Origin of the sequence: Nostoc sp. TCL26-01, from assembly GCF_013393945.1 — a bacterium.
Classification (GTDB): Bacteria; Cyanobacteriota; Cyanobacteriia; order Cyanobacteriales; family Nostocaceae; genus Trichormus.
This window is the reverse complement of the sequence record NZ_CP040304.1, coordinates 1-23,106: the sequence shown is the minus strand read 5'-3', so window position 1 is coordinate 23,106 and position 23,106 is coordinate 1. Positions and strand designations below refer to the sequence as shown.

At 37.5% G+C, this 23,106-nt stretch carries 22 protein-coding genes and 1 pseudogene; 10 read left to right on the top strand and 13 right to left on the bottom strand.

The genetic code is table 11. From position 1 onward, the window contains the following. Positions 1 to 154 precede the first annotated feature (154 nt). The 4 genes and pseudogenes from FD725_RS31985 (at position 155) to FD725_RS31970 (ending at position 3,491) form a co-directional block, all read left to right on the top strand. Positions 155 to 1,135, top strand: coding sequence for a GIY-YIG nuclease family protein (locus tag FD725_RS31985; protein WP_179052192.1), 981 nt, complete (start codon positions 155 to 157; stop codon positions 1,133 to 1,135). Continuing rightward, positions 1,136 to 1,309 (top strand): annotated as a pseudogene (locus FD725_RS31980) (type I restriction enzyme endonuclease domain-containing protein); the annotation flags it as partial. Between the two features lie 165 nt (positions 1,310 to 1,474). Next, positions 1,475 to 2,578, top strand: a complete 1,104-nt coding sequence (locus tag FD725_RS31975) for a hypothetical protein (protein WP_179052191.1) — start codon at positions 1,475 to 1,477, stop codon at positions 2,576 to 2,578. A 55-nt stretch (positions 2,579 to 2,633) separates the two neighbouring features. Then, on the top strand, positions 2,634 to 3,491 hold the full coding sequence (locus FD725_RS31970; protein WP_179052190.1) for a macro domain-containing protein: 858 nt from the start codon (positions 2,634 to 2,636) through the stop codon (positions 3,489 to 3,491). 37 nt (positions 3,492 to 3,528) lie between these two features. Here FD725_RS31970 and FD725_RS31965 read toward each other — a convergent pair whose 3' ends face one another. The 10 genes from FD725_RS31965 to FD725_RS31920 form a co-directional block, all read right to left on the bottom strand. Next, the gene (locus FD725_RS31965; protein ID WP_179052189.1) at positions 3,529 to 4,986 is read right to left on the bottom strand and encodes a hypothetical protein; all 1,458 of its coding nucleotides are present in this window, start codon (positions 4,984 to 4,986) and stop codon (positions 3,529 to 3,531) included. A gap of 16 nt (positions 4,987 to 5,002) precedes the next feature. After that, positions 5,003 to 5,995, bottom strand: coding sequence for a tyrosine-type recombinase/integrase (locus FD725_RS31960; RefSeq protein ID WP_179052188.1), 993 nt, complete (start codon positions 5,993 to 5,995; stop codon positions 5,003 to 5,005). Between the two features lie 473 nt (positions 5,996 to 6,468). Next, the gene (locus FD725_RS31955; protein WP_179052187.1) at positions 6,469 to 6,939 is read right to left on the bottom strand and encodes a hypothetical protein; all 471 of its coding nucleotides are present in this window, start codon (positions 6,937 to 6,939) and stop codon (positions 6,469 to 6,471) included. A 340-nt stretch (positions 6,940 to 7,279) separates the two neighbouring features. Beyond that, positions 7,280 to 7,750: a hypothetical protein gene (locus FD725_RS31950; protein ID WP_179052186.1), complete on the bottom strand. Its 471-nt coding sequence runs from the start codon at positions 7,748 to 7,750 to the stop codon at positions 7,280 to 7,282. A gap of 224 nt (positions 7,751 to 7,974) precedes the next feature. Continuing rightward, positions 7,975 to 8,121: a hypothetical protein gene (locus tag FD725_RS31945; protein WP_179052185.1), complete on the bottom strand. Its 147-nt coding sequence runs from the start codon at positions 8,119 to 8,121 to the stop codon at positions 7,975 to 7,977. 42 nt (positions 8,122 to 8,163) lie between these two features. After that, the gene (locus FD725_RS31940) at positions 8,164 to 9,600 is read right to left on the bottom strand and encodes an ATP-binding protein (RefSeq protein WP_179052184.1); all 1,437 of its coding nucleotides are present in this window, start codon (positions 9,598 to 9,600) and stop codon (positions 8,164 to 8,166) included. 229 nt (positions 9,601 to 9,829) lie between these two features. Then, entirely contained in the window at positions 9,830 to 10,438 is a 609-nt protein-coding gene (locus FD725_RS31935; protein ID WP_179052183.1) for a hypothetical protein, read from the bottom strand. A gap of 17 nt (positions 10,439 to 10,455) precedes the next feature. Continuing rightward, on the bottom strand, positions 10,456 to 11,145 hold the full coding sequence (locus FD725_RS31930; protein WP_179052182.1) for a hypothetical protein: 690 nt from the start codon (positions 11,143 to 11,145) through the stop codon (positions 10,456 to 10,458). Positions 11,146 to 11,313: 168 nt separating this feature from the next. Further along, entirely contained in the window at positions 11,314 to 11,979 is a 666-nt protein-coding gene (locus tag FD725_RS31925) for a hypothetical protein (RefSeq protein WP_179052181.1), read from the bottom strand. Continuing rightward, a complete protein-coding gene (locus tag FD725_RS31920; RefSeq protein ID WP_179052180.1) occupies positions 11,976 to 12,401 on the bottom strand; it encodes a hypothetical protein in 426 nt (141 codons plus the stop codon). The genes FD725_RS31925 and FD725_RS31920 overlap by 4 nt, the downstream gene beginning before the upstream one ends. A 115-nt stretch (positions 12,402 to 12,516) precedes the next feature. Here FD725_RS31920 and FD725_RS31915 point away from each other — a divergent pair, with 115 nt between their 5' ends. After that, positions 12,517 to 12,753 (top strand): helix-turn-helix transcriptional regulator, encoded by a 237-nt coding sequence (locus tag FD725_RS31915; RefSeq protein ID WP_256872064.1) that lies wholly within the window; start codon positions 12,517 to 12,519, stop codon positions 12,751 to 12,753. 286 nt (positions 12,754 to 13,039) lie between these two features. Here the strand turns inward: FD725_RS31915 and FD725_RS31910 are convergent, their stop codons facing one another. Beyond that, on the bottom strand, positions 13,040 to 13,618 hold the full coding sequence (locus FD725_RS31910; RefSeq protein ID WP_179052179.1) for a hypothetical protein: 579 nt from the start codon (positions 13,616 to 13,618) through the stop codon (positions 13,040 to 13,042). A 710-nt stretch (positions 13,619 to 14,328) separates the two neighbouring features. Between FD725_RS31910 and FD725_RS31905 the strand changes: the two genes are divergently transcribed. From FD725_RS31905 to FD725_RS31890, 3 genes are all read left to right on the top strand, one after another. Continuing rightward, positions 14,329 to 15,513 carry a hypothetical protein gene (locus tag FD725_RS31905; protein WP_179052178.1) on the top strand — a complete coding sequence of 395 codons (1,185 nt, stop codon included), beginning with the start codon at positions 14,329 to 14,331 and terminating at the stop codon, positions 15,511 to 15,513. Continuing rightward, positions 15,498 to 16,856, top strand: a complete 1,359-nt coding sequence (gene dnaB, locus FD725_RS31900) for a replicative DNA helicase (RefSeq protein ID WP_179052177.1) — start codon at positions 15,498 to 15,500, stop codon at positions 16,854 to 16,856. The genes FD725_RS31905 and dnaB overlap by 16 nt, the downstream gene beginning before the upstream one ends. A 1,094-nt stretch (positions 16,857 to 17,950) precedes the next feature. Beyond that, the gene (locus FD725_RS31890) at positions 17,951 to 18,277 is read left to right on the top strand and encodes a hypothetical protein (protein ID WP_179052175.1); all 327 of its coding nucleotides are present in this window, start codon (positions 17,951 to 17,953) and stop codon (positions 18,275 to 18,277) included. A gap of 225 nt (positions 18,278 to 18,502) precedes the next feature. Here the strand turns inward: FD725_RS31890 and FD725_RS31885 are convergent, their stop codons facing one another. Continuing rightward, on the bottom strand, positions 18,503 to 18,649 hold the full coding sequence (locus FD725_RS31885) for a hypothetical protein (RefSeq protein WP_179052174.1): 147 nt from the start codon (positions 18,647 to 18,649) through the stop codon (positions 18,503 to 18,505). A 368-nt stretch (positions 18,650 to 19,017) separates the two neighbouring features. Here FD725_RS31885 and FD725_RS31880 point away from each other — a divergent pair, with 368 nt between their 5' ends. Then, on the top strand, positions 19,018 to 19,329 hold the full coding sequence (locus tag FD725_RS31880; RefSeq protein WP_306296916.1) for an HNH endonuclease: 312 nt from the start codon (positions 19,018 to 19,020) through the stop codon (positions 19,327 to 19,329). 543 nt (positions 19,330 to 19,872) lie between these two features. After that, on the top strand, positions 19,873 to 20,238 hold the full coding sequence (locus FD725_RS31875) for a hypothetical protein (RefSeq protein ID WP_179052173.1): 366 nt from the start codon (positions 19,873 to 19,875) through the stop codon (positions 20,236 to 20,238). Between the two features lie 432 nt (positions 20,239 to 20,670). Here the strand turns inward: FD725_RS31875 and FD725_RS31870 are convergent, their stop codons facing one another. Beyond that, the gene (locus tag FD725_RS31870; protein WP_218653204.1) at positions 20,671 to 23,106 is read right to left on the bottom strand and encodes an NACHT domain-containing NTPase; all 2,436 of its coding nucleotides are present in this window, start codon (positions 23,104 to 23,106) and stop codon (positions 20,671 to 20,673) included.

Genomic DNA, 23,106 nt, shown 5'->3' with positions numbered 1-23,106 from the left:
CATTGAAAGCGAGTATTCTTCGTAATCAGCATCAATAGCCGTGCAATTAAAGTTACAGATGACAAGTAAAAAGTTACTGTTTATACTAAGTAAAGTACCTACTCTACAAGTTAAAAAATTATAAGTAAATATTAAATAATAATTGGCACTATATATGAATGCTGACGAGTCAATTTTAAATTTAGAAAAGGTTGATTTTAAAAATAAACATTTGTTACCAGAAGATTCAGGCATTTATTATGTATTAGATGAAAACAATATAGTCTGGTATATAGGAAAAGCCAAAAATCTTAAAAAGCGATGGAATGGTAAAGCACACCATAGGCTTTATCAGCTATCATCACAAAGTAGAAAAAAGTTTTCTATACACTACAAGAAGTTAAGCGAAATCAATCTAGATGAAGAAGAAAAAAAATTAATAGCCAAGTACACACCGCATCTAAATAGTAGTCCAGTCAAGAAAAAAAAGGTTTTACCTGCTGAAAATCTGTTAAGAGAAACAATACTCAAATTACCTGATTTCTTAGTAGTTTTAGGTATAGAGCCACCCAGACAGATAAATAAAAATGCCATAACAACTGAGTGGTGGTCAAAAAAGAAACTAGCCGGACTACAAATTATTCATCTTGTGCTTGATTCCGAAAAGCTAATAGAGTTCACAGAACAAAATATAGAAATATATGGTGGTATATTACGTTACGCATTTGACACTAGAAAAGCTTATACTAACCTTTGGGAAGCACCACACAAGGAATATGTAAGAAGATATGGTGTAGTCCAGTCCAGAATTTTAGTGAATGGGTATGTTGTTGAAGTCAGTATGTTAGATAAAGTTAGTCAGATTTTAACTAAAACTAGAATGGGGACTTTAGTTGGTGAGCAAATAAAAATTGTAGAAGCAGATATATTAGATCAAATCAAAGCAGACCTAAAAATTCCAATTCCCAAAGATTTTGTCAATAAAATAAAACCTTACTTGCAAGACCCGATAAATTTAGTTTTTAATGATGACATAGATAAAGAAACTTTAGGAAAACAAATATACAAAATAAAAGAAGAGTATAAGCAAGGTCTTAGAGGAGTTGGTAGTAGAATTGCCAAACGAATTTCTAAAGGTGAATCCAATGCCTCATAAATCGCCAGCAACGTCACCAATGACTGTACTGTGAAAGAGAGTGTCAAAGCGAACCTGCGAAGGCTAGTCAAGCGTCTGCTGCGGAAATATGGCTACCCACCAGAGAAGCAGGAGAAGGCAACGGTGAAAGTGCTGCAACAGGCTGAGTTATTGTGTAGGGATTGGGCTGCGTGAGGAAAAGTGAGTTTTATCATCACAAAAGCAAATATATGCGCTAAACATAGATTTAAACCTTTTTTGTAAGTATATGCCCGTAGAAACCAAACTGTATTGCGTCCTCATCGCTAGTCCTAGAGATGTTAATGCAGAGCGAGACATTATCCGGGAAGAAATCGCTCGGTGGAACTCAATGCACGCCGATCTGCCAAGCAAGAAGCTAAAATCACCGAACAAGCAATTGGATTACCGACACAACCTATTAAAACTTCTCAGAATGTCGAAATTTCGTTTGAAACCTTGGCTGACGCACAGGCTTCTATGAAAAAACTACTTGAATCCAAGTTTGGGGTTCAAGATATGGAAGATATTAAGGAAAAGGAAATAGCTAAGATTCAATCGGTACTAAGCTCCCCTGAGTTAGCTTCTCTTTTCAATCAATCAGTAACCGCAGAAAGCATTTCGACAATCGTGCAAATAATTGAGACGGTAACTACTCCTTCCATGTATGCTATGGCGACACTAGGAAAATATGGAGACGATTCCTCAGTTAACTGGTTAGAGATTGTTGGTGATTGGGTTGAACGGCTGAGTAGCAGAAAGTTAGAAAGTGGATATACATGGGTCAGCTATATCAAGGCTTACCCTGGATTGCTTTTACTTTATGCATTAGGAATTTCTGCTCTACGTGCAGGCAATATAAATTTTTTACGAGAAGTTGCAGAGCGTCAAATTTATTCACGTGAGTATGACCGTGAATTGAACTTACTTGCTACAGTAGACCCAAGATATATCTTCTATAACAGCATCAGCAAGTTCATTGAACCAGGCTTTGACCGCAGGTTTACTCCTGTTAGCGACCATCTCTTATCATTGGTTAAAAATACACTGTACCCCAATGAGGAAGAAAATAAATATTTAAATTGGTTTGATTTATTTGAGTTTTTAATTTCATTAAAGACAGCACAAATAGGTGAGTCTCATCCTTATTTTGGCTCGTTTACATGGCGGAATGAGACAAATATATTTATCCTTAAATATATTCAAGACGCAGCATTACGGCGAGGTAAATATGGAGCAGCAATATCAGATTTATTTAATGGAGAAGCTGGTTTAATAGAAGCGGCAAAAAAGTATGATAGTATTGCCAACGAAATTAGCTGGGACTTTGGAAGGGCTGTTCCTCCAAAATATATAAGCTTGCTAATTCAAGTTGCAAAGCAAGGAGGAAGAATAACTAGTTATCGGCAACTATATGACCTCGTTAATCAGCTAAAAAATAGTTAATCATATCTTAACTTTATTCATTAGTTAGCATAAAGTTTATTTTTTTTTAATTCTTATGGCAATTATTATTTACCTCAAATTACTTACCAAAGTCGGACTCAAACGAATTTTTAGTTCATCTATTAACAACTTTGGTATTTTCTGGTTGCTGCTCGAACCAGCTGCGCTCTTTTTACCAGACAAACTGAATTTTGGCTGGACAGGCTACATTGGGCTGGCAATTACCTCCTTGATTCTTGCTGTCATCCAGCGCTTTCCTCGCCGGAGCTTTTGTAGTAAATTATCTTCTCCAGACTCAGAAATTGAAGTCAAAATCGGAGATATTTTTAATGAAGACGCTCATCTTGTCATCGGCGTGAATGATGTTTTTGACACCGAATTGGGAGAAATAATTAAGCCTTCCAGCGTTCAAGGACAGTTTCTCACGCGGGTTTATGGAAGCGACCTCATACGCCTCGATTCAGATATTGATGCAGCACTTAAACCACTAAACCAGCTACGTCAAGAAGATCGGAATAAAACACGAGGAAAAAATGGGCGGTATCCCATTGGCACAACCATAACACTCGGTACGCATGATAAGCGTTACTTTTTAACTGCTTACGGATACATGAATAACAATTTAACTGTAGAGTCTTGCTCCGACCATATCTGGCATTCGCTAAACAACCTTTGGCAAGAAGTTCGCCTTAAAGGTCATAGTATCAATGTAGCGATTCCAATCATTGGTTCTGACTTGGCACGCACTGGCTTACCAAGAATGGCACTAGCAAAACTAATTATTACTTCGTTTATCGTTGCATCTAAAGAAAAGTTTATTACAAAAAAACTAACAGTAATGGTATACCCAAGAGATTTAGACTCTGTAGACTTATATGAGTTAGAAGAATTTTTAATATCAGCCTGTTTTTAAAATATTGATAGTTAAACTCAATTTATTATGCTCTTATTTAAAGCGCACTTTCACTTGATGAATCTAAAACACATTTACCTTTTACTTGTATTACACTCATTTCTTTATGAGAGTTAAATTGTTGTATTTGTCCGCGAAAGTTTACTGATACAACATTTTTACTAATCAAAGAAATTTTTAATTCTAATATATGCTCAACTATATTATTAATTTTTAAAAAACCTACTGCCGCTAAACGTGCATTTATTAAAAACATCTGTGGTTCTGTAATCCATTTTTTCCATACATCAGTAATAATATGGCCTTTTGATTTTACGGAGTATTCGTTTCCTTGTGTAATATAGTTCAATGTTGATTGATAAGCTCTATCTGCACTTTTCGGAATTTCGTTTAATAAGAAAAAGCGAATCCGTAATTCAGCAATTTGCTCGGAAGTATAGCCATAATAATTAACAATATTGTAACTATACGACTGTGGTGTTGGCTTCAGCGTAACTATATAAGAAGTTTTACCTTTTATAGATTTAGTCTCAACACTTTCCACCTGCACCATAAATGCATCATTTTGGTAAACATAGATAATTTCTCTTCTGTTGTGAGAATGACTAATTGATTGTAGTTTGCGTAAATTAACCTCCTGTTCTGCGCTTAAAATTGGGATATTAAGAACAAGGTTTTTATTAGCACTCATTTCAACTAATTGGGTTTTAAATAAATAGTCATGAAGTAAAACCCAAGCTCCAGAAGTACTTATACTTTTACTTGTTTTAGGGTTTGATTTAGCAGTAATTTTATTATCTTTAAGAGTAGAACTTCGCCTTTTGGGTGTCAAATTGGAGCTTATGCTTATATCTAGTTGTTTATGGTCATCACAAGTCTTAAATTTACTTGCAGATACTTTCTCTTTTGATGATGACTTTGTACTCGTTTTTGAACTATTACTACTCTTGTTTAATCTTTGTTTTTTACGCTTATTTAGCCATAAAGTAATATGTTCGCGTAATTTATTGCGGAACTCAGAAGGGTTTTTGTACTCACGAAATAATCCCCATCCATTTTTACTATAACTATTTTTAAATCGCTTAACTTTTCCTTGCTGTTCTAATTCAGCTTTGGTTTTTAACCCTTCAGTCATTGACCGAAAATAAAACCATATTTCGGGTTGACCAATTCTATTAAAAGTTCTCTTAGCTCGTTTAAATTCTTCAATTGTTCCGGATAGATCACGCTTTGTTGGAGTTCCAACACGATTCCACATAATCCCAATAAACAATACGTAATCGGACATTTTGCCTATCTGCTCGTTGATAATGGCTTGACCGTCTTTACCATATCCAGGATAAGCATTCTCGGAGCGAATCACCTCTAATACAACACCTTTATCGGGAGCAACAGTACGATTTATCTCCTCGACAACTTTAACAACGTGATTTCTTTCCGTACTGACATCACCAGGAGAAGCAAGAAAAATTTTTAACTTTTCTACCTGTGGCATAACTATTTAATCAATTCTAGATCAATTCTGATATCGAATCACTCATCTGCTTTTGTAAACGCTGGCGATTATCATCATATTTCAATACCGTCTGCACTTGGGCGTGTCTGCTGAATCGCTGTGTAGCACGGTAGTTGCCATTGTTCAGATCCAAAACTGTAGTAATCGCACTGTGGCGGATGCGATGGGGTGACATCTTCTTAGTAATTCCCGCAAGCTTACATAGTCCATCCACCAATCGCCTGATTGCTTCCCCAGTTAATCTCGCTCCATTCTTGTGATAAGCCAGCACCGTAAAAAGCGGGTCATTACCCCGTTTTTTCTTACTTGCCTTAATCCAACTGGAGAGCGCCGTTGCCGTTTTATCCGATAGGTCAAGAACATCCTTCTGGCTACCCTTGCCTTTACCCAAAATTAAAAGCGTTTTATCCTTCGGGTTAAAATCACTCACATTTAAGTTGACTATCTCATTGCGGCGCAAGCCATTATCCCAAAGTAACCGCAGAATGGCATAATCGCGCTTGCCTTTTAAAGTGTTCTGGTCAACCAGGGCAATGACTTTAGCATAATCAGAAGCGGGAATGCCCGTAGTGTCCCGGTAGGTTTCGACCCTTTCACCTTTGACATCATCTAAAGAGAAATTGCAGACCCCCAACCGTCGCCCCATTTCCACCATCGACTTGATAGCACTAAGGCGACGATTTACTGTAGCTTCAGCCAGTTTTTTCTTGATGAGGTGCGCCTTGTACTTCAAAACCACAGCAACGGCGTGACGCTGTTCCAGGTGCAGAAACTCCAACACTAAATCCCGGCTGGGTTCTTTTTTGGCGACAAATAAGAAGAAATCTTTCAAGTCTTTCTGGTATTCGCGCTTGGTATTCAGAGATCGCTTATCCCCAATCAGCTGCTGAATTACATCAGGGTCATTTTCTAGGGAAAAGTCTTCACCGATCGCTAAGGCAAGTGAGTTTTCGAGAACGCTAAGGTTTTCGGGATGGATCGATGTCATAGCGCAGCAGAGATTGGGAAGTGGAATACTCAAGCTATATCTTAGTTGAAGAAGAGTGATTTTTACTCTAAATAGTGCGAAAACATATATTGTCGCACTATGTTGTAACGCAGTAGGATGTGGGGTTTGGAGAGTAATTGTCAGATGATTGACAGTTACCCCGCGCGATGAAGAGAAATTAAATTAGATGAAAGTGTAAGCGCTAACGATTTGACTAAGTAATAATGCTGTATGAGTCTGGATATTGTTGTTTTGCCCTAAGCTCACTCAGGAGAGTCCCGTCTTTGTGGTGAAGCATAGTCTTGGTTGAGTGATAGGCAGCATTATTCCCGGCGACGGGAATGGTGTCATGCCAATTTCAGCAGCAAGTTTTTTACGGTTTCTTACATTGTCGTTATTTAACTTAAGAGATTTTGATGGATAGGTGCATCAATTGTGATGCACACATAGCTCTAGTAGCAATCATACAAAAACTAACGAGATGCCTGCGTTCTGCTAATGGAATCCATAATTGAATTTAAAGCACTGTGAATTTCATCTCGCATCGCCTTACTTTTAGCCCTAATCCCTCCGCAGTTTTCTTCAATAGAAGTTAGATGAGCATTGAATTGCGAAAGGTAATCCAGAGACACTTGAATGCGTCGCAATTGAGATTCTAGGAACGCATAGTCAAATTCGGCATTAAAAGTTTTTTGAGCAGCTAATTGTTGATTGATAATTAAAAACTGGATGGCAACACTAAGCATTTCATGTGTGGTTGCTACCCACTGCCCTTGATCACAACTTCCTTGTCCCCAGTAACCAATCTCCTGCGCTAAACCTTCCCGACTACGGCTGAGGAATATTGCCGCAGATGCTTTGCGTTTTACCATTGCCTTGTTGAGTTGGTCAGCAATTCTTTTTCGACCCCAACTGACCGAGTCTCGATTTCTAGCCTCAATCACAATTGATAGGTCACAAGATGCGATTGAGTTAGCAGTAAATTTAATCAGGATATCGCCCGGTTCTTTGTCCTTACCGACATGAGAAATTTCTGCACTAGATAATTTTGACCACTGCTGTAATTCAACTACAATAGCTTCTTCGTAAGTCGCGCCTTTGGCGATTGTTTGTTCAAGTACAGACTGGATTAATTCTTTTTCCCGAATCTGTAGTGCAAGTTTCTCAACTTCCTGGGCTAGAGGTTTTACTGCATCCGCGACGACAGATTTTACAGATTTAGCTAAAATCCCATTTTCTAAAGTTACGTTTTTGAGGGATTCTATAAATATCCCTGGTATTGAGTCAGTTAGAATCCAACAACTCCTGAATCTTCCTCATGGCGACACCAAGAGTTGAGGAATCTTTTGAGATATCCATCTCCTGCTGAAACAATTTTTTTACTTCTTCTAATTGTTCACTAATAACGGCTCTAGTCAAATTAATTTGGGATTGCATGGGAGCTAAAATCTGCCCATTCTCTGTACCGATTTGGCTGACTAACCTTCTCTCCAATGCTTGTGGAATAATGGCAACTGCCTTATACAATTCCGCCAGTAAATACTCAAACTCCCGTTTGACGAATTCTGTATCGTTTCTATTTTGAACACGCTGTATGCAAAAGAAACCAATCTCGAATGCGTTAATGCAAGCCTGCTCATATTCATATACAGGAATTGAGTTGAGGTAATCCACCGCATCGTACAAACGAATCTCTAAATTACGGATAATAATGCAGTCGTCTCTCACTTCTATCTGAGATTGAATTTCTGACATATTTACACCAACATTTTGAATTACTACAAAAAAACAAGACAGATATTTGGCAGCGAATGTCTAAACATCGGCTCACATATCTGAAACTTACTGTCCGCGCTGTCTTTTGCTGTGTCAGCATTCCAGCCGATGACTGTCCATAATGTCTGTGCTGTCTATTTCTGGGAAGAAGGTATGAAAACGGGTTGAATATACCTCCAGACAGCAGACAGTATTGACCTAAATTATTTGAGTTGAATTACGCCTGACGCTACCCACTCTCCTAATTCCGCCTCAACGATTTCGTTGATAAACCTAACTAATTCATCAACGCTAAATCGCTGCCCTTTGACTTGGAAATTTGGCTGAATATCTTTAACTTTGGCTGACATACGATTTTAAATCTAGCTTTAACATCTGGCTGTTCAATAAAATCACTCAAAATCAATCGGCTTGCCATTAAAGTGTTGATGGATTCTAAATGCTTCAAACCAGCTTGGCAGAGTATATTCAACATCTTCTAGTTTGTTGCCCTGCGTATCCACTAGCCCATGTTTGATGACTACCCTAGACAGTGGCTTTTCACCATCGGCAGTAAATTTTTCCATCAAAAAACTGCCAGCTTTTCTCATTGCAGATGTGCCGTCTCCGAATGCCTCGTTAGTCCCCAAATGAGTAACACCGATGAACCGTTCTTTAGCTTTGCGGGTATCGGAGAATGTAGATTTGATAAACCGTTTTACAGTCTCCTCATCGATATCTTTCAGGTGGGTGAACTCATCTAACAAGAATTGTTCAGCTTGTTTTTCATCTAAATCTAGACTAATTCTTTCCAGCCTACGCTCATAGGTATCTTGCAGAACTTCGATAATACCTGAGTCATTGTCAGCTTTATTTTGAGCTGCTAGCAATGCCCAAACTTTACTATTAGCTCCATTTAAATGTCGGTCAGCAATTCTGAACACTGGAATACCCAAACAGTATTTGCGAATCAAACCAATGGCAACCGATGTATTAGTTTTACCTGTGCCTTGCTCCCCGATTATCCATAACGGTTTTGCTGCTGTAATTACTTTCCACAGCCAGCTGCCCTCATGAGATTTAAGGGCATCTATCAAACTAGTTTTCAATTTCTCGTCGCTCGTTGCTTGAGTAGTACCTTTACTATCAATAGCCGACGAAGAAATTTTTTCTAGTTTCTTCGTTGCTTCGGCTGCTGCTAGTTTGTTGTCAGTGATGTGTTTTTCGATTTCGGACAAGGTAAGCTCATGTTGTTTGAGAGCAAGTTCACCTTGTAAGCGTCCGTTGATTTCATCAAGCGCTTGTTCACCAGGGGGCTTCATCGCCTCTAAAACTTCTGTCGTCTCACGGGCGAGCGCTGCTTTAGTGATATCGGCTTGTTTGGATTTGGAAAATTCAGTTACATCGAGATGCTTCTCAACTAACAGGTCATTCTCAAGTGCCTTAACTTTGAGTAAAGATAACTGCGAATGAATAGCTTTCTCTTGTCTGTCGGTCAGAGATTTCGAGATACCATAGGCAGTCAACAATGCAGCAGTTCCCAATGCCCCGTAGCCTGTAGCCGAGCCATCTTCAGGGGGCATCACCCGAAGAAAAGTTATCCGCGAATCAAAAATAAAATTGCGCCGTTCTTGTTCGACAATCCAGCTAATGCCTCTTCTAATATTTTGCGCTTCGCAGGGTTCCTCACTGTTATGTTGAAAGCAGAATAATGTTTCTGTCCACTTAATGGAATCGTTCCACAATGGAACTGTTAACCCCAATCCCATAACAGTAAACGCACCCACCAAAAATGTAGATACCTTGCGTTCGGATTTTAGTTTAGTATCGAAATCTAAAATTTCTTGCATTGACTATCTCCAAACGAAACATATCAAAATAAAAAAAATAATCAGGAATCCAAAAGCTTCTATCCCGTTTTGAGCGGTATTTAAAAGTTCAGTCACGAACCTATCTAAATTCACTGATTTAGCCCAGTCAAGTAACCATGCAAGATTATGAGCAGTTGCAACAGCATCCATAATGAATGCGTTAACCGCAAAAATAGCCGCAAATATACTCCACAATCCAACCAATAAATTATTCTTTCTGTACATCTACGTTCTTCGGATTGACTGGGGCAATCCCACTATTGGTGTTCAGCTTAAGCAGAAGAATCAATATGAATAATGCCAGAGCAGCCACCAACGTAACCGCCATTGTTGGCAGATGAAACCCGCTTACTTTTTCAGAAGCTCTAATCTCAGAATAGGTAGCTTTAATAGCTTCATGAGTTTTAAATACCTCCTGAGAAATTGTCTTGGTAGAAGTCCAACCCACAGCCCCGCCGATCCCCAGCTTAACTACACTTGCTAGTGGCTTATTCTGGGCGCGGATTTCCCATCTTTCACTCGAAAGTTCAAAAGAAAAAGTGTCAGAAAAATCAATTAAACCAGGGAGCAATGCTAACGATACACTAGCAACCTGAATGATGATGAGCGTCAACTGCAAGCTGAATAATAGCCAAGCCAGCGACGCAGAGCCAATCTGGCAAGTCAAAAATAATAAGCCACTGTCAAAACGCCTCCTCATCTGGATATCCGCATAAAGTTTCTGCTCGATATAGGACAAGTATCGTGCGGTATCTTGATTAATTCCACCGCGTAGTTCTTCATCTTCTAAGAGTTGGTCTAGGTCAGAGGGTTGCATAGATTAGACCTTCATCTTCAAAAACCCAGGGCTGATTTTAGGGCGGTGAATCTATCTAATAAGACTTCTTTAAAGTTGGCTGGTTGGTAATTTTTTTGAGGAATTAAATCAAAGTTGGCATGGTCACCACGATTTAGGGCTTCGTTTATCACCTTGGTTTCGTAAGCTTCGTTAGCGGCAAGTTGTTTTACTTCTGGTCGGTGAGATTGGTCTAGAAGGGTAGCTCTTTGGTCAACGCCAGCCAGATATACATCGATATATCCTTTAATTTGCTGGTAATTCATTTGATAATTGTGGCGTTGATTTTCGGTATTACGTGCATTGACAAACTCACTAGCCAGTTCTCTTCTACGATGCGCGTATTCAGTATTAGCCAGGGTTGCATTCATTACTGCTTTATCAATTTGAATGGCTGATTTCCCAGCATTCACCAACACTTCGGAGATGGCTTTATTGTAGGCAGTAGAACCATTAATGATTTCTTGGTAAGCCTGTGCAATTTTCGGAGCTAGTTCAGCCGACAACCTACCCTGCCTTGCCATCTCCCCGATTTTTTGAGCAGAGTCCACATCACCCATCATCGCGTTCGTAAAATCATCAAGACTCACACCAAATTTATTTTTGAGTACCTGATTTAATCTTTTAGCTTTGGGAGTAACATGATTTTTGATTTTTAGGGTCGATTTCGGTTTGGAGTCTTTCACCATAAAAAATATTCCTCATTGATTGGGTTAGTAAAATCTCTGTACAATTTTGGCTGCGGTCTGCCCTGACTGAACCTCCAATCATCAAAAGCAGCTAGGCTAAAAAGTAGGGCTAGAATTATCAAAATTAGGGATGTAACTTTGCGGGGGTTGACCTGGATTACAAAGACATCATCCCGTTTTACACGCTGGTAATCGAAGTCGGTTAAGGATGCTGATAATCTGGCTTTTATTGCGAGTGTCGGTTGCGGATATTCGGCTTTTTAAGTCTTGCAGTCGTTCCGATAGATGTTGGGAATTTTCTCTAAATTTAGTCTCTGCGTAGTCAACAACTTCATCCATTGTTTGAGTAATTTTTTTGTTGTTTGACTCTGCCTTGTATCTCACAAATCCGAGCAGTGCGGTTTTAACTTCGCTCAACATGGATTCAAAATTATCAGTTGTGCTGTCAACACTGTCGGCAACTGAATCAATCTCTTGTGCATTGAGAACAAGCCCCATACTTTGGGCTGTTGTTGCGACCAGTTCCGATTTCTCTTGAACTGTAATCGGATGGATGTTTACTTTATCTTCCTCAATTGCACTCTCATGTTCATCATCACTGGCAACGGGTAAATCAGTTTCTACGCTGCTTACAGTTATTAGTTCTGTTGGTTGCAACTTAGTGATTAGCGCCTGGAGGACTTCACTTCGAGCATCACTAGACCAGTCTTCCTCAAAGTTGGGGAAGATGTCCAAAATTTTTGACTCAATAACTGCGCTACTTACTGCCAATCCTTGAGATTTTAAAGTCCGGCGAATTGAGTCTACTTTGTTTTTTAGGGACTTGTTTTTCATGATTTATTTCGGCTAATCGCTGTAAAAAAAACGACTTTTGATGCTTCTTCAAAGCTGTAAACTTTCTGTCGTCCGAATGGTAAACGTGCTTTGTAGAAACCATTTACCAGCATTCTGTCAGTTACTTTTGGTTTAATTTGCCGCAAGATATTTAGCAGTTCTTGACCCAAAAATTCCTGTTTATCCTGGTACTTAAGTTGGAATCGTTCAAGAGTTTTTAGTGATGATTTTGTGAGTACAGTTCGGGGATAGCTGACTTTGAGACGCGCATAAAATTGCACTGATTTCAGATTTACGACTACTCCACTGCGTTCTAATTCGTTCCTTATCTGCCTCCAGCGTCGGTTCGCTAGGTTGCCAGAAATGAGTTCAAATGCTTTCCTGTAATAGTCTGTAGCTTGACTAGATTGCTGCATAGGCATAAAGCCAAGATGAATTACATTCGATAGAACTGTACACTTTCTGTAGACAGTTGTCAACTGTTTACAGAAGAAATACAATAAAATGAGCCTTGGTCAATAACAATGTGCCAAAGGCGTGTTAGTTAAAAGAACAATTACAGTAACTAAGGAATTTCCCGAATTAGGGAAACGGATTAAAAAGGCTAGGGAAAATGACACTCGCTCTCTTATACAAATATGTAAGGAAGCGGGGATATCACGCTCCTACTGGCATCAAATTGAAAATGAGGATTTACGAGCCGCAGTAACAGAGGACATCATCCGCAAAATAGAAGCTACATTACAAATTGATTTGGGGGTAAGTTTTGAATAATTTTGAAATTTAACTGTCATACTCTGCTGAACCCTAACTTGCTGTCGCTGATCGCTGCTGACAAAGCAATCATTGTTTGAGGTACGCGATACCAGCCTAATTTCTAAGTTAGCTGTCGCATCAGGGAGTCATAGTGTGAAGTGTATCTGCCACTTAACTGTGGAGACACTTACACAGCATGACTTATGGGGAGTGAAATATATCTGTAAATGCAATTTTGAGTAAATCTTATATATTTTTAGCGTTCTTACTTATAAAAAGATATGAAATCTATCTCACATAAGGATTACCCTACCTTTAAATCAAAGTTTTCAATCTGTAATTGTTCTCCTAATACTTTTAACTCTAGGATTATTTGAGGGATAGCTATGCAGTTGAATGCCTTCACCTTACTTAATTTACCAATAGGATGATTCTCATCAATATTTAAAATATATTCTTGAAAATCTTCAACAGAAAAAATGTGCTTCATTTTATGCATTAAAAAATCATTATTTAACCGCGAAGCCAACGTTGTAGTTAGTTCAATAGGTGCAGCAAGAGCAATTTCATTACCTCTTATGCCCAAAGCTATAAAAAGATGTTTATGAATATCTTGAATAATCTCATCAACGCTGGAATAGCAATTTTTCAGTCCAGTTTCAATCTGTTTAAATGTCCAGTTTTGACGTAGGTGATATAAAACTCTTAAAAAGATTAATTGATTCCAATCATAAAGAATAGCAAACTCTCTATGAGGCTTTACTATCTCGGCTTCTTCCCACTTGAGCAACTGCGCTCTAGTAAAGCCAGATAACTGAATAGCTTCTTTCTGACTAAATAATCTTGATTTTTCTATCTTAGCCAAACGCTCTACACGTCTCATGGTTCTGTTGTCCTAGCTTATATCCATATTACCGGGAGCAATGTTAACAAATGTGATTGTAACAAACTTGCAAAATCTACAAAAGTTGTGAAAATCCACAAAGATCCACTATAGTAGAGACGTGATATCTAAAACTAGAGATAGAGGCGACTCAAACCATGATCCAGAAAAACTAATTCAATAGCTAAGTGCCATTATCATATTACGGAGTGGCAAAGAAAAGTTTATTTAGAGGTAATACTGAATTCTCTTGAGCCGGAAAAATAAAATTATCATACCAAAAAACCCATGAGTGGGAAGCTCACAGGTTTATGGCTCAAAATTCTTGATTTTGATTTATTGCTCTTTTGCATCGTGAGTTGGATGTAACACCACCCATTCACACGTTTTACCCAATTGAAGAAGGGCTGCTTTTTACTGACGATGGTTAGTTAGGTTTTTCAACCGAAACTATTGTACTATCGCCTTTTTGGGGCTAGTACTTATTTTATGATATCCGAATTTTGCGGATATTCCAAGAATTCCGCATTACTAAAAAACTCGGAATAAATTTAATAATATAGATTTCAGGAAAAATCCAAACTAACCGTAAATCTTGATATAGCTCGGTAAATCTAGCTCTTTCTCCACTGGGTGGCAGCATTAACCACCATTAGGAGATTAAAAATGATATTAAATTTCAGGTTAACTCTAGCTTTTGGAGGTGCAGTATGGTAGCGTCTGCACTCCCAAGTCAAACTCAGACTAAAAAACAATTCCTTCAGTCTACTCCAGAGGAACTGAAGCGTGATTACAAAGCAAAAGTTTTAAACGCAGAAGCTTACGTATATTACATCATCAAAGCTAAACGTGCAGCAGGTTGGCAATGGCGTTTCAACATTAAATACTTTTGTGCTGAGTGGGAAATACCGAAACGCACTTTCTACTGGGTGCTATCAAAACTGAAAGATAAAAAATTGATTGATTGGTGCAGTGATGGGAGCACCATAGTGGTTTGTTGGGGTGGAGAAATTACGGAAAAAGCTAATATTCATTCAAGTGATTCTCTCAAGACCCAAAAACCAAATACAGTAGAACCTGTGCAACATCTTGCACAACCCCTGCAAGATGTTGCACAATCTCTGCAAGATGTTGCACAACCCCTGCAAGATGTTGCACAAGAAAACGCTAAAACCCTCTCTCAGACAGCATCCTGCAACGCCTCATATATAGAACAGATTTATTCAAATATACACACAGATAGCGCCCCGGCTAGTGCCACACAGCTTCCTATTCAAGAAAGTGTGTGTGTAGAAAATAAATTGAAATTTGAGGAGCAGCCACAAGAAGTAATTACTCAATCTCAACTCCCTGTTGAAAAATCAAAAGAAGATATTTCATCACTAATAAAGAATCCTAATTTAGACCCAAATTCCGCCGCCTCACTGAACAAAATTTCAAAAAAATCTGAAAAACAGGGATGGGTATGCCCCGGTACAGAAGAAGAAAAGCGAGAATTTTTGGAATTTAAGGCCAGTTTACTTGTAAGAGACAAACGTTGTGGACAAATAGAATCGCTCTCTTATGCCTTGGCCTGGGCAAATCGTCATTTGGAGGAAGCGAGTTTACTGTTTGAGCAATGGCACAAGGATAAGCAACGAAAGGCTAATGATTATACCAGTCCAAGCATGAGCCTGGAAGTTGTACCGGAATTTCGTCGGATGCCGGAAACAGAACACATGGCATTGCTAAAAAAATTTATAGATTTAAGCAGAGACGAATTTATTAAACTTTGTTCTTGGTATCAACATTGGATAGAATTCGCTCTTACTCCACTAGGTAAAAAACGTATTCCCAACCTAAATACAGAAATCATCCAACAAATGCGAGAGGTATTGAGATGTCAGACAGTTTAAATTTTACTGGAACTAATGACAGGCTACCTCCACAAAATATTGAGGCAGAAGAAGCAATCTTGGGTGGTATATTGTTAGACCCGGAAGCTATGGAAAGGGTAGTGGATATTCTGTCTCCAGAGGCATTTTACATTAATGCTCATAAAGATATCTATCAGGCAACACTATGGCTCTACAACCAAAACAAGCCTACAGATTTGCTATCTGTCACAAGTTGGCTGACTGACAACGACTTGCTAGTAAGAGTTGGGGGTAGGAATAAATTGGCAACGCTAGTAGACCGCACAGTATCAGCAGTCAACATCGATGCTTTGGCAGAGATGGTGATGGATAAATACCTAAGCAGAAAACTAATATCTACTGGCAATGAAATTCTGAAATTAGGTTTTGAGCAATCAAAGCCTTTAGTGGAAAGGTTGGATGTAGCAGAGCAGAAAATATTTTCTATTCGCCACCAAAGTCAACTTGATAATGAACCAGAAATACTTGGCGATATTAGTGTTCGAGTATTTTCGGAAATCCAGAAAATAGCAGAAACAGGTGAACTCCCAGGTGTCCCAACTGGATTTTATGATTTGGATGCTATGCTCGGTGGTGGCTTTCAGCCTGGAGATTTAATTGTTGTTGGTGGGCGGCCATCAATGGGTAAATCTAGCTTCTGCCATCAAATAGCATTAAATATCTCCCGTACCTATCAATCTCCAACTATGATTTTTAGTTTGGAAATGTCTAAGGAAGATATCAATAAAAGATTCTTGGTATCTGAAACAAAGATTGAAATAAAACGTTTGAGGTCGGGTAGTCTCTCAGAAAGTCAATGGGAAGTATTGGCAGGCGCAGTGAAAGACCTTGCTGAAATACCTCTGTTGATTGATGACCAATCTTGTCCGAGTGTTACAGAAATTCGCTCCAAAGTACGGAAAGCCATCGCTAAACATGGGCAGCTAAAATTGGTTGTTATTGATTATCTGCAATTGATGGCTGATGGCAGTGATGCCTTCTTGGTACAGAAAATTGGGGAAATTACTAGACAACTAAAGTTGTTAGCACGAGAGTGTAAGTTACCAATAATTTTGCTTTCTCAGCTAAACCGGGGAGTTGAAGGAAGAAATAATAAACGTCCACTTCTTTCTGATGTGCGTGAGTCAGGGCGAATTGAGGAGGACGCTGACATAGTATTAGGACTTTACAGGGATGAGTATTACAGTCCCGATTCCCTAGATAGAGGTATTGCAGAAGTCATTATTTTGAAGTACCGTAATGGCCCCACGGGAACGGTTAAATTGCTTTTCGATCCGATGTATACACAGTTCAAAAATTTAGCATCGTCTAAAAACTCCTAAATACTTGGATTTGACCTAAACATGGAGTGATATTTAACGCTCTTTTATTACTCTCGTCAGATTAAAAAGGCATCTCATATTCTTGGAATGACCAAAAATTTAGCGGCACATCTTTGGGGACTGCCTACACCTTCCCAGGACTACAAAAACACAAGTCTATTGACTACCTGCCACAACGGGATGATCTAAGGATTGAGCATCTGCTAAAAATCATGATACACATAAATTTTTCTTAGAGGTTTAGCAGTGCTAAACCCCTAACGACGTGATGAAAGTGAAATGTTATTAGCTGGGTTGTTCGGTCGGTCATACTTAGCAAATTTCTGGATATCCCAAAATTTTCTCCGCATCGATCTACAACCACTGGTCACTCAAAAGTCACTTTTCACAGCGAACATGCATAAAGCTGTTATTGATTCGCTATTAGCTTCTTCACCACTTCAATCACAGGATTTTGTACAGGTTGCGACTTGAAATGAAAATCAGGGGTTGTGAGTTCAATACTCAGACTTCCCAAACAGTTTAACAATAAGCCGAATGCAATCAATCGTGCTTTAACATTAGGCTGCTGAACGTTACTTTTTAGCTTGAATAGGCTAGAATGGTTGTAGTTAATCATGATTTTCTGTCAGGTTAAAATTTACTAGGTTAGTTATTACCTAGAAGTTTAAGTAACATAAATTACGTTCATGCAGTAATTTATATACCAGCACCACCTGGTATATGAAAATTTGCATTTAGGCGCAAAGAGTGATATCGCTTTGCGCTTATTTTACTAACTTAATGAACGTAACTGCATTTGATACTAGCATATATTTTGGAATTCTTAGTTCTTATATATTTTTTTTGCTGTTAACTTGTTTCTCCTCAACTATGGTAACTCGGCATCAAAATTAATGCACATATTCGGAAACATTTAATTATTTAAAGTTGAAAGTAAGGACAGATATAAAACAAGGTATTTTCAAACAGAGTTAGTAGATTTCCGAACGATTCCGCAACGATTCTGAAAGGGTTTCAAAACGATTTCCGAATAATTTCCGAATAATTTCCGAACAATTCCGGAACAATTCCGCAACGATTCCGCAACGATTTTGAAAGGGTTTCAAAACGATTTCCGAACAATTCCGGAACAATTCCGCAACGATTCCGCAACGATTTTGAAAGGGTTTCAAAACGATTTCCGAACAATTCCGGAACAATTCCGCAACGATTCCGCAACGATTTTGAAAGGGTTTCAAAACGATTTCCGAACAATTCCGGAACAATTCCGCAACGATTCCGCAACGATTTTGAAAGGGTTTCAAAACGATTTCCGAACAATTCCGGAACAATTCCGCAACGATTCCGCAACGATTTTGAAAGGGTTTCAAAACGATTTCCGAACGATTCTGGAACGATTCTGGAACGATTCTGAATGACAGGGGTAAATGAGCAATCGTACAGATAGGGGTCATCGTGCCAAAACGGGAAAAAAGTACGCTAACGAATTTAGATAACCCTCCAAAGCATGAAGTAACAAATTATCAAAACTAGATATGACAAGGGTTTTGAGATCATCTTGCAGGAAATTACTAGGATCTCGGCTCATTGACTAAAAAGCTTAGTCACTTATGCTTAAGTTAGTGCAATCGGTTTACTGGTGTTTATACTTTTTTTTCTTGCTCCTCAAGATTTCCACAACTCTTTTGTGCTAATAAATCTTGTCCACAACAACCGTCTTTCCATTTATCGCCAGCCTTGTGTTTACAGGCATTTTGAGCCAAATTTTTATTTACAGTAGTTTGATTCATGATCAGTTGACTCCTTCTCACAGATACCGATATTCATGTAAGAAGTATACAATTAAGCGGTAATATGCGGCAATAGACGGTAATAGGCGGTAATTTTAAAGTTCCTTCAGTGTCTGAAGTTATTCGCCCACAAGGTGATATGGGCATGGAGCCGAGATGGCTGCAAATTCGGAAATAGAGGCTGAAAACTACTGTTCTGTATAGCTTTTAACTTATTTACTCCCTCCAGTTTTAAACAAATACAGAAGGCTGAATTTTAGTACACAGTTACGGGGTCAAATGAGCAGTGATTCCGAAAGTTACGCTAAGGAATTGATGAGCCGTTTTCAATACTGTGATCGCCACGGATAGGGGTACAGGGCATCACCGTGCCAAAAATTGAAAGGCACATTCTTGTTAAGGGTAAATCATCACCCGATGACCCCAAATTAAGGGACTACTGGATTAAACGGCAGTCAACTAAAACTAAATCCGAATTAATCAAAAGTAGACAGAAGATAGCCCAAAAGCAACAATATGTCTGTCCTGTCTGCGGGGAATCGCTATTAAATGATGAAGAGTTACATCTTCATCATAAAAAGCCAAAATCTCAGGGTGGTGGTGATAATTACAGCCACCTACAACTCGTACATTTGTACTGCCATCAGCAAATACATTCTGGAACCATCTGTAGTTTATGACTTGCTTGAGCCGGATGCGTTGCAAGGCGCAAGTCCGGTTCTGAGGGGGCGAGATTATAGCGATATAGTCCTGCTACCCGACCACGGTGATGCCTACAGCCGGGATACCGGCTGTACCCCAAAAAGGCCCAGTGCTGCTAATATGTTTAAATTAACCTCAAAATCTATGAGAGTTATAGTAGCAAAGAGGTAAAACCAGACTGCACAATAATCAAAGCTTTGGTATTTGCTGGGGCTGCAATTATTAAATGATAATTTAAGGGTAAAGCTGGATACCTTGTTGCACTTTTATTTTCAATAACCCAAGAATTTTGAAACACTGTGCAAAAAGTGGGTTAAAAATTAAGGTATGTATAATTCTAGTATAGAAAGTCACAAATACCAGCCATGATTTATCTATGCCTTTTGATGGAAGTATCTTTAAAGAAATATTCATCTTTTGGACTATATAGTCTAGTTTGTATTTAAAGTAATTTAGTTATTTAAGTGTATTTTGTATATCAAATTTGCTCTACAAATCACATTTTGGAGGTTTTAAGCTCAGTGTCAGGTGTGTTGGATAATTCCACGAATGGTCGAAAAAGTCTTCCATCTTCCCCCGGAGGTGTCAAGAGGGCTTTTTTAGCACTCAATGATAAAAACAAGAATTCTGAAAATTCTCAACAAATCTACAAATTATTTGAGACTTTGAAAGAGAGATATTTTTTCCAGCCTGAGAATATTATTTTTTTAACGGCTGATGAGGCAGGAGAAGAGCAAATTTTAGCTGCGATGGAAACTTTAATACAACTTGTTAATCATAAAGATACTGTAGTAATACGCTTTAGTGATGAAAAAATTCTTGATGATGCTCGTGTTAGTGATAACTTGAATACTTTGTCAAAGTTATCACCTAAGTGCATTATTTAGCAATCTGGTTAATATTTGTTGTAAAAAAAACAGCGATAAAATCTGGCTAGAGCTAAATTTATACTTGCAATATTGAGTCTATATAAGTATGTATGTACAAATTCAAATCAGGCGGAACTATTAAAAAGGGTGAAAGCTATACAAAGATTTTTCAGAATATCTAGCCTAAAATTACGTGGTTCTGATATCGTGGGCGAATCCCCCCAAGGAGCTAAACTAATCGGTTCAGTTTAGTTTAGTAATGAAAGTATTGAGAGCTTTCTGAGTAGTTTTATACCCAAGTGTTTGCTTACCCAACTTCAGTTCAGACAAAACGCGGTCATGTAAAATTTCAAGTTCTGCAAGCATTGGCAACCCAACAGACTGTTTTGCGCTCGCTGTATCAGGGTGGCCGCCGAGATACCGATACCGTTGGCGAACTAGCAACTTGGGTTAAATATTTTCACTAATTAACAAAAGCTTATCAATTTCTTTTTCTCGTAAATCCTTAGATGAATAAGTATCTCCTCTTAGACATTCAACTACTAAATTATTTACATAAAAATAATTTTCTAGATTCATACAATCCTCTTCTGAAAGTTTTTTCCCATAGCCTATATCCAAATCTTGTGTTAAAATTTCTCGTAAATTGTTAGCCCATTCTATCCATGTAGATACAGAATTTACGCCAATAGTAACTGGTAAAGATTGCTCTAAATTAATTAATTTATTCTTGAGATTTGTCATTTGTAATTCTTCAGCAATTTTAATACATATTTTTAGTTTCTCTGCAATATCAATATTTTCAGAAAGGTCAAGATTATAACTCAGATATTCATTAGCTTTTCCAAGATTGGATTCAGAATTAGAAGCAAAATCAAAAGCTAGTGTAATAATAATTGCCAAATACAGTATGATTTGGCATTGAGGAGTCCGTGGAATTATTTTTCTTCTTTCTTTATTAAGACTTCTCAAATTGGCTGCTAATTGTTGAGCAAAGTGAGACTCAATCTTGTTATTATGGTCAAGATATATATCAATAGTTAAATTAACACTTAGGAAGAAAGCCCTCCATGAGCTAGATTGAACACCAGATGATGTAGTTATTCTATTTAGCCAAATTAGCATCTCTTGCAGAGCATCGCTTTTGACTAATATCTTAGCTCGTTCTAACATGAGTTTTAAAAGAAAATCTATATTAGAAAGTCGGCCAGCTATAATTAGAAAGACTTCACGCCATTGTTGGTTAAGTAAATGTTTGCCTACTATTTCTCTCAAAAGCTCATCAGTTCGATTTTCTAATATATACTGAGCTAAAAAATACTCTTGAAAAATTAAATGCGAGAAGGCATACTTGTTTCTAGCTTGCTCAACTATTAGACCATAATTTGATTCAATTGCTCTCAATATATGTTGACTATCTATATTCAAATTTTCCATATCAATACCTGAAAAATTCTGAATATATGTACGAATTTCTTGTTCTAATTCCCATTTTTCCCAGAAACGCTGTGGAGGGTCTTGAGCATAAGCATTATAAGCTATATTTGCCAACAAATTCTTTTTGCGTCTCGTTGTGAATTTTTCTCTATAAATTTCGTCGCGTCTTATTGATTGTTCTATATTATGTTCATTAGTTATTTTTTCATCACTAAGAATTGGGTCGCGTTCTATCATTCGACTTGAATCCCACCTTTCTAATAAAATATCTACTGCATTATCATAGAGTGTAAGTCTCTCTTTATTAAGATTAAAGCCTTTTTCAAAAACCATACACAATACAGTAAGTAGCAAAGGTTTTTTAGATAAGTCTTCTAAATATGGATTGGTGCTTAACTTGTTTAAAAAAACTTCTGCTTGCTCAGGTTTTTTATGGTTTAAAAACCAATTATTGACAAATCTATTAATTTGTTCTTTGCCAAAATCTGCTATTTCAACTATTCTGAAATCAGAAAATACGTAATCATTAGCAGCTATTCTACAAGTTATCACAAAGCGGTTTTTAGGATATTGTTTGACTAAACTATCAATACCCTGTCTAACTAAATTAATATCTTTCTTCCTTACTTCATCTAAACCATCTAGCAAAATGATGCATTTCCCTTGTTCCAAAAAACCTTGAACTATTTTTTCATAACCATTAATATATTGCGTAAATTCTTGAATGATTGCATTAATGAGCATTGAAGAATTTGAGCTACTTTCATATTGTATAATCTTTTTAAATTCTAGGTAAATTGGCACTAATGTTCTTCCTGATTCATCTTTACGAAAATGCATTGCTATATGTTTTGAAAGAGTTGTTTTTCCAGAACCAGGCAAACCTAACACCATTAATTTAGAATAGATTTTAACTGCATCTAAACCGTTAATACATTCTTGCTCATCTAAATTTTGTGTTAAATAATCATTATTGCTTTCTATATTATTTAGAATTTCTAATATTTCTTCAAACCTTCTTTGTTTTCTAATGTTTTTGGAAACTTTAACTTTAGTAAAAATATTATTAAAATCGACAGGTTGAGTCATATCAAGGATTTGCATTTTTCCACATATTTCATTTAAATATGCCCAATATAATTGGAGAATTTCTTCTAGGTCAGGATTATTTTTTGAAGCATATTTTTCTAAAGCTTCTTGATAGCTCTCAACATCTAATAGTACGATACATAAATAATTTAAATTTTTTAGCTGAATTATTGGTGGTATAGATGCCTTGAAAAAATTACGAATAGTTTTATCTGAAATTAAATTAGTTTTTCCTTTTGTATCATTATTAAATTGATGATTTAATTGCTTTATAAGGTCGCTAGGTGATCCATTGAACTTTACATCGTAAGATTTTTTTAGTAGTTCAAATATTTCATTATCAACTTTCAATGCAGACAT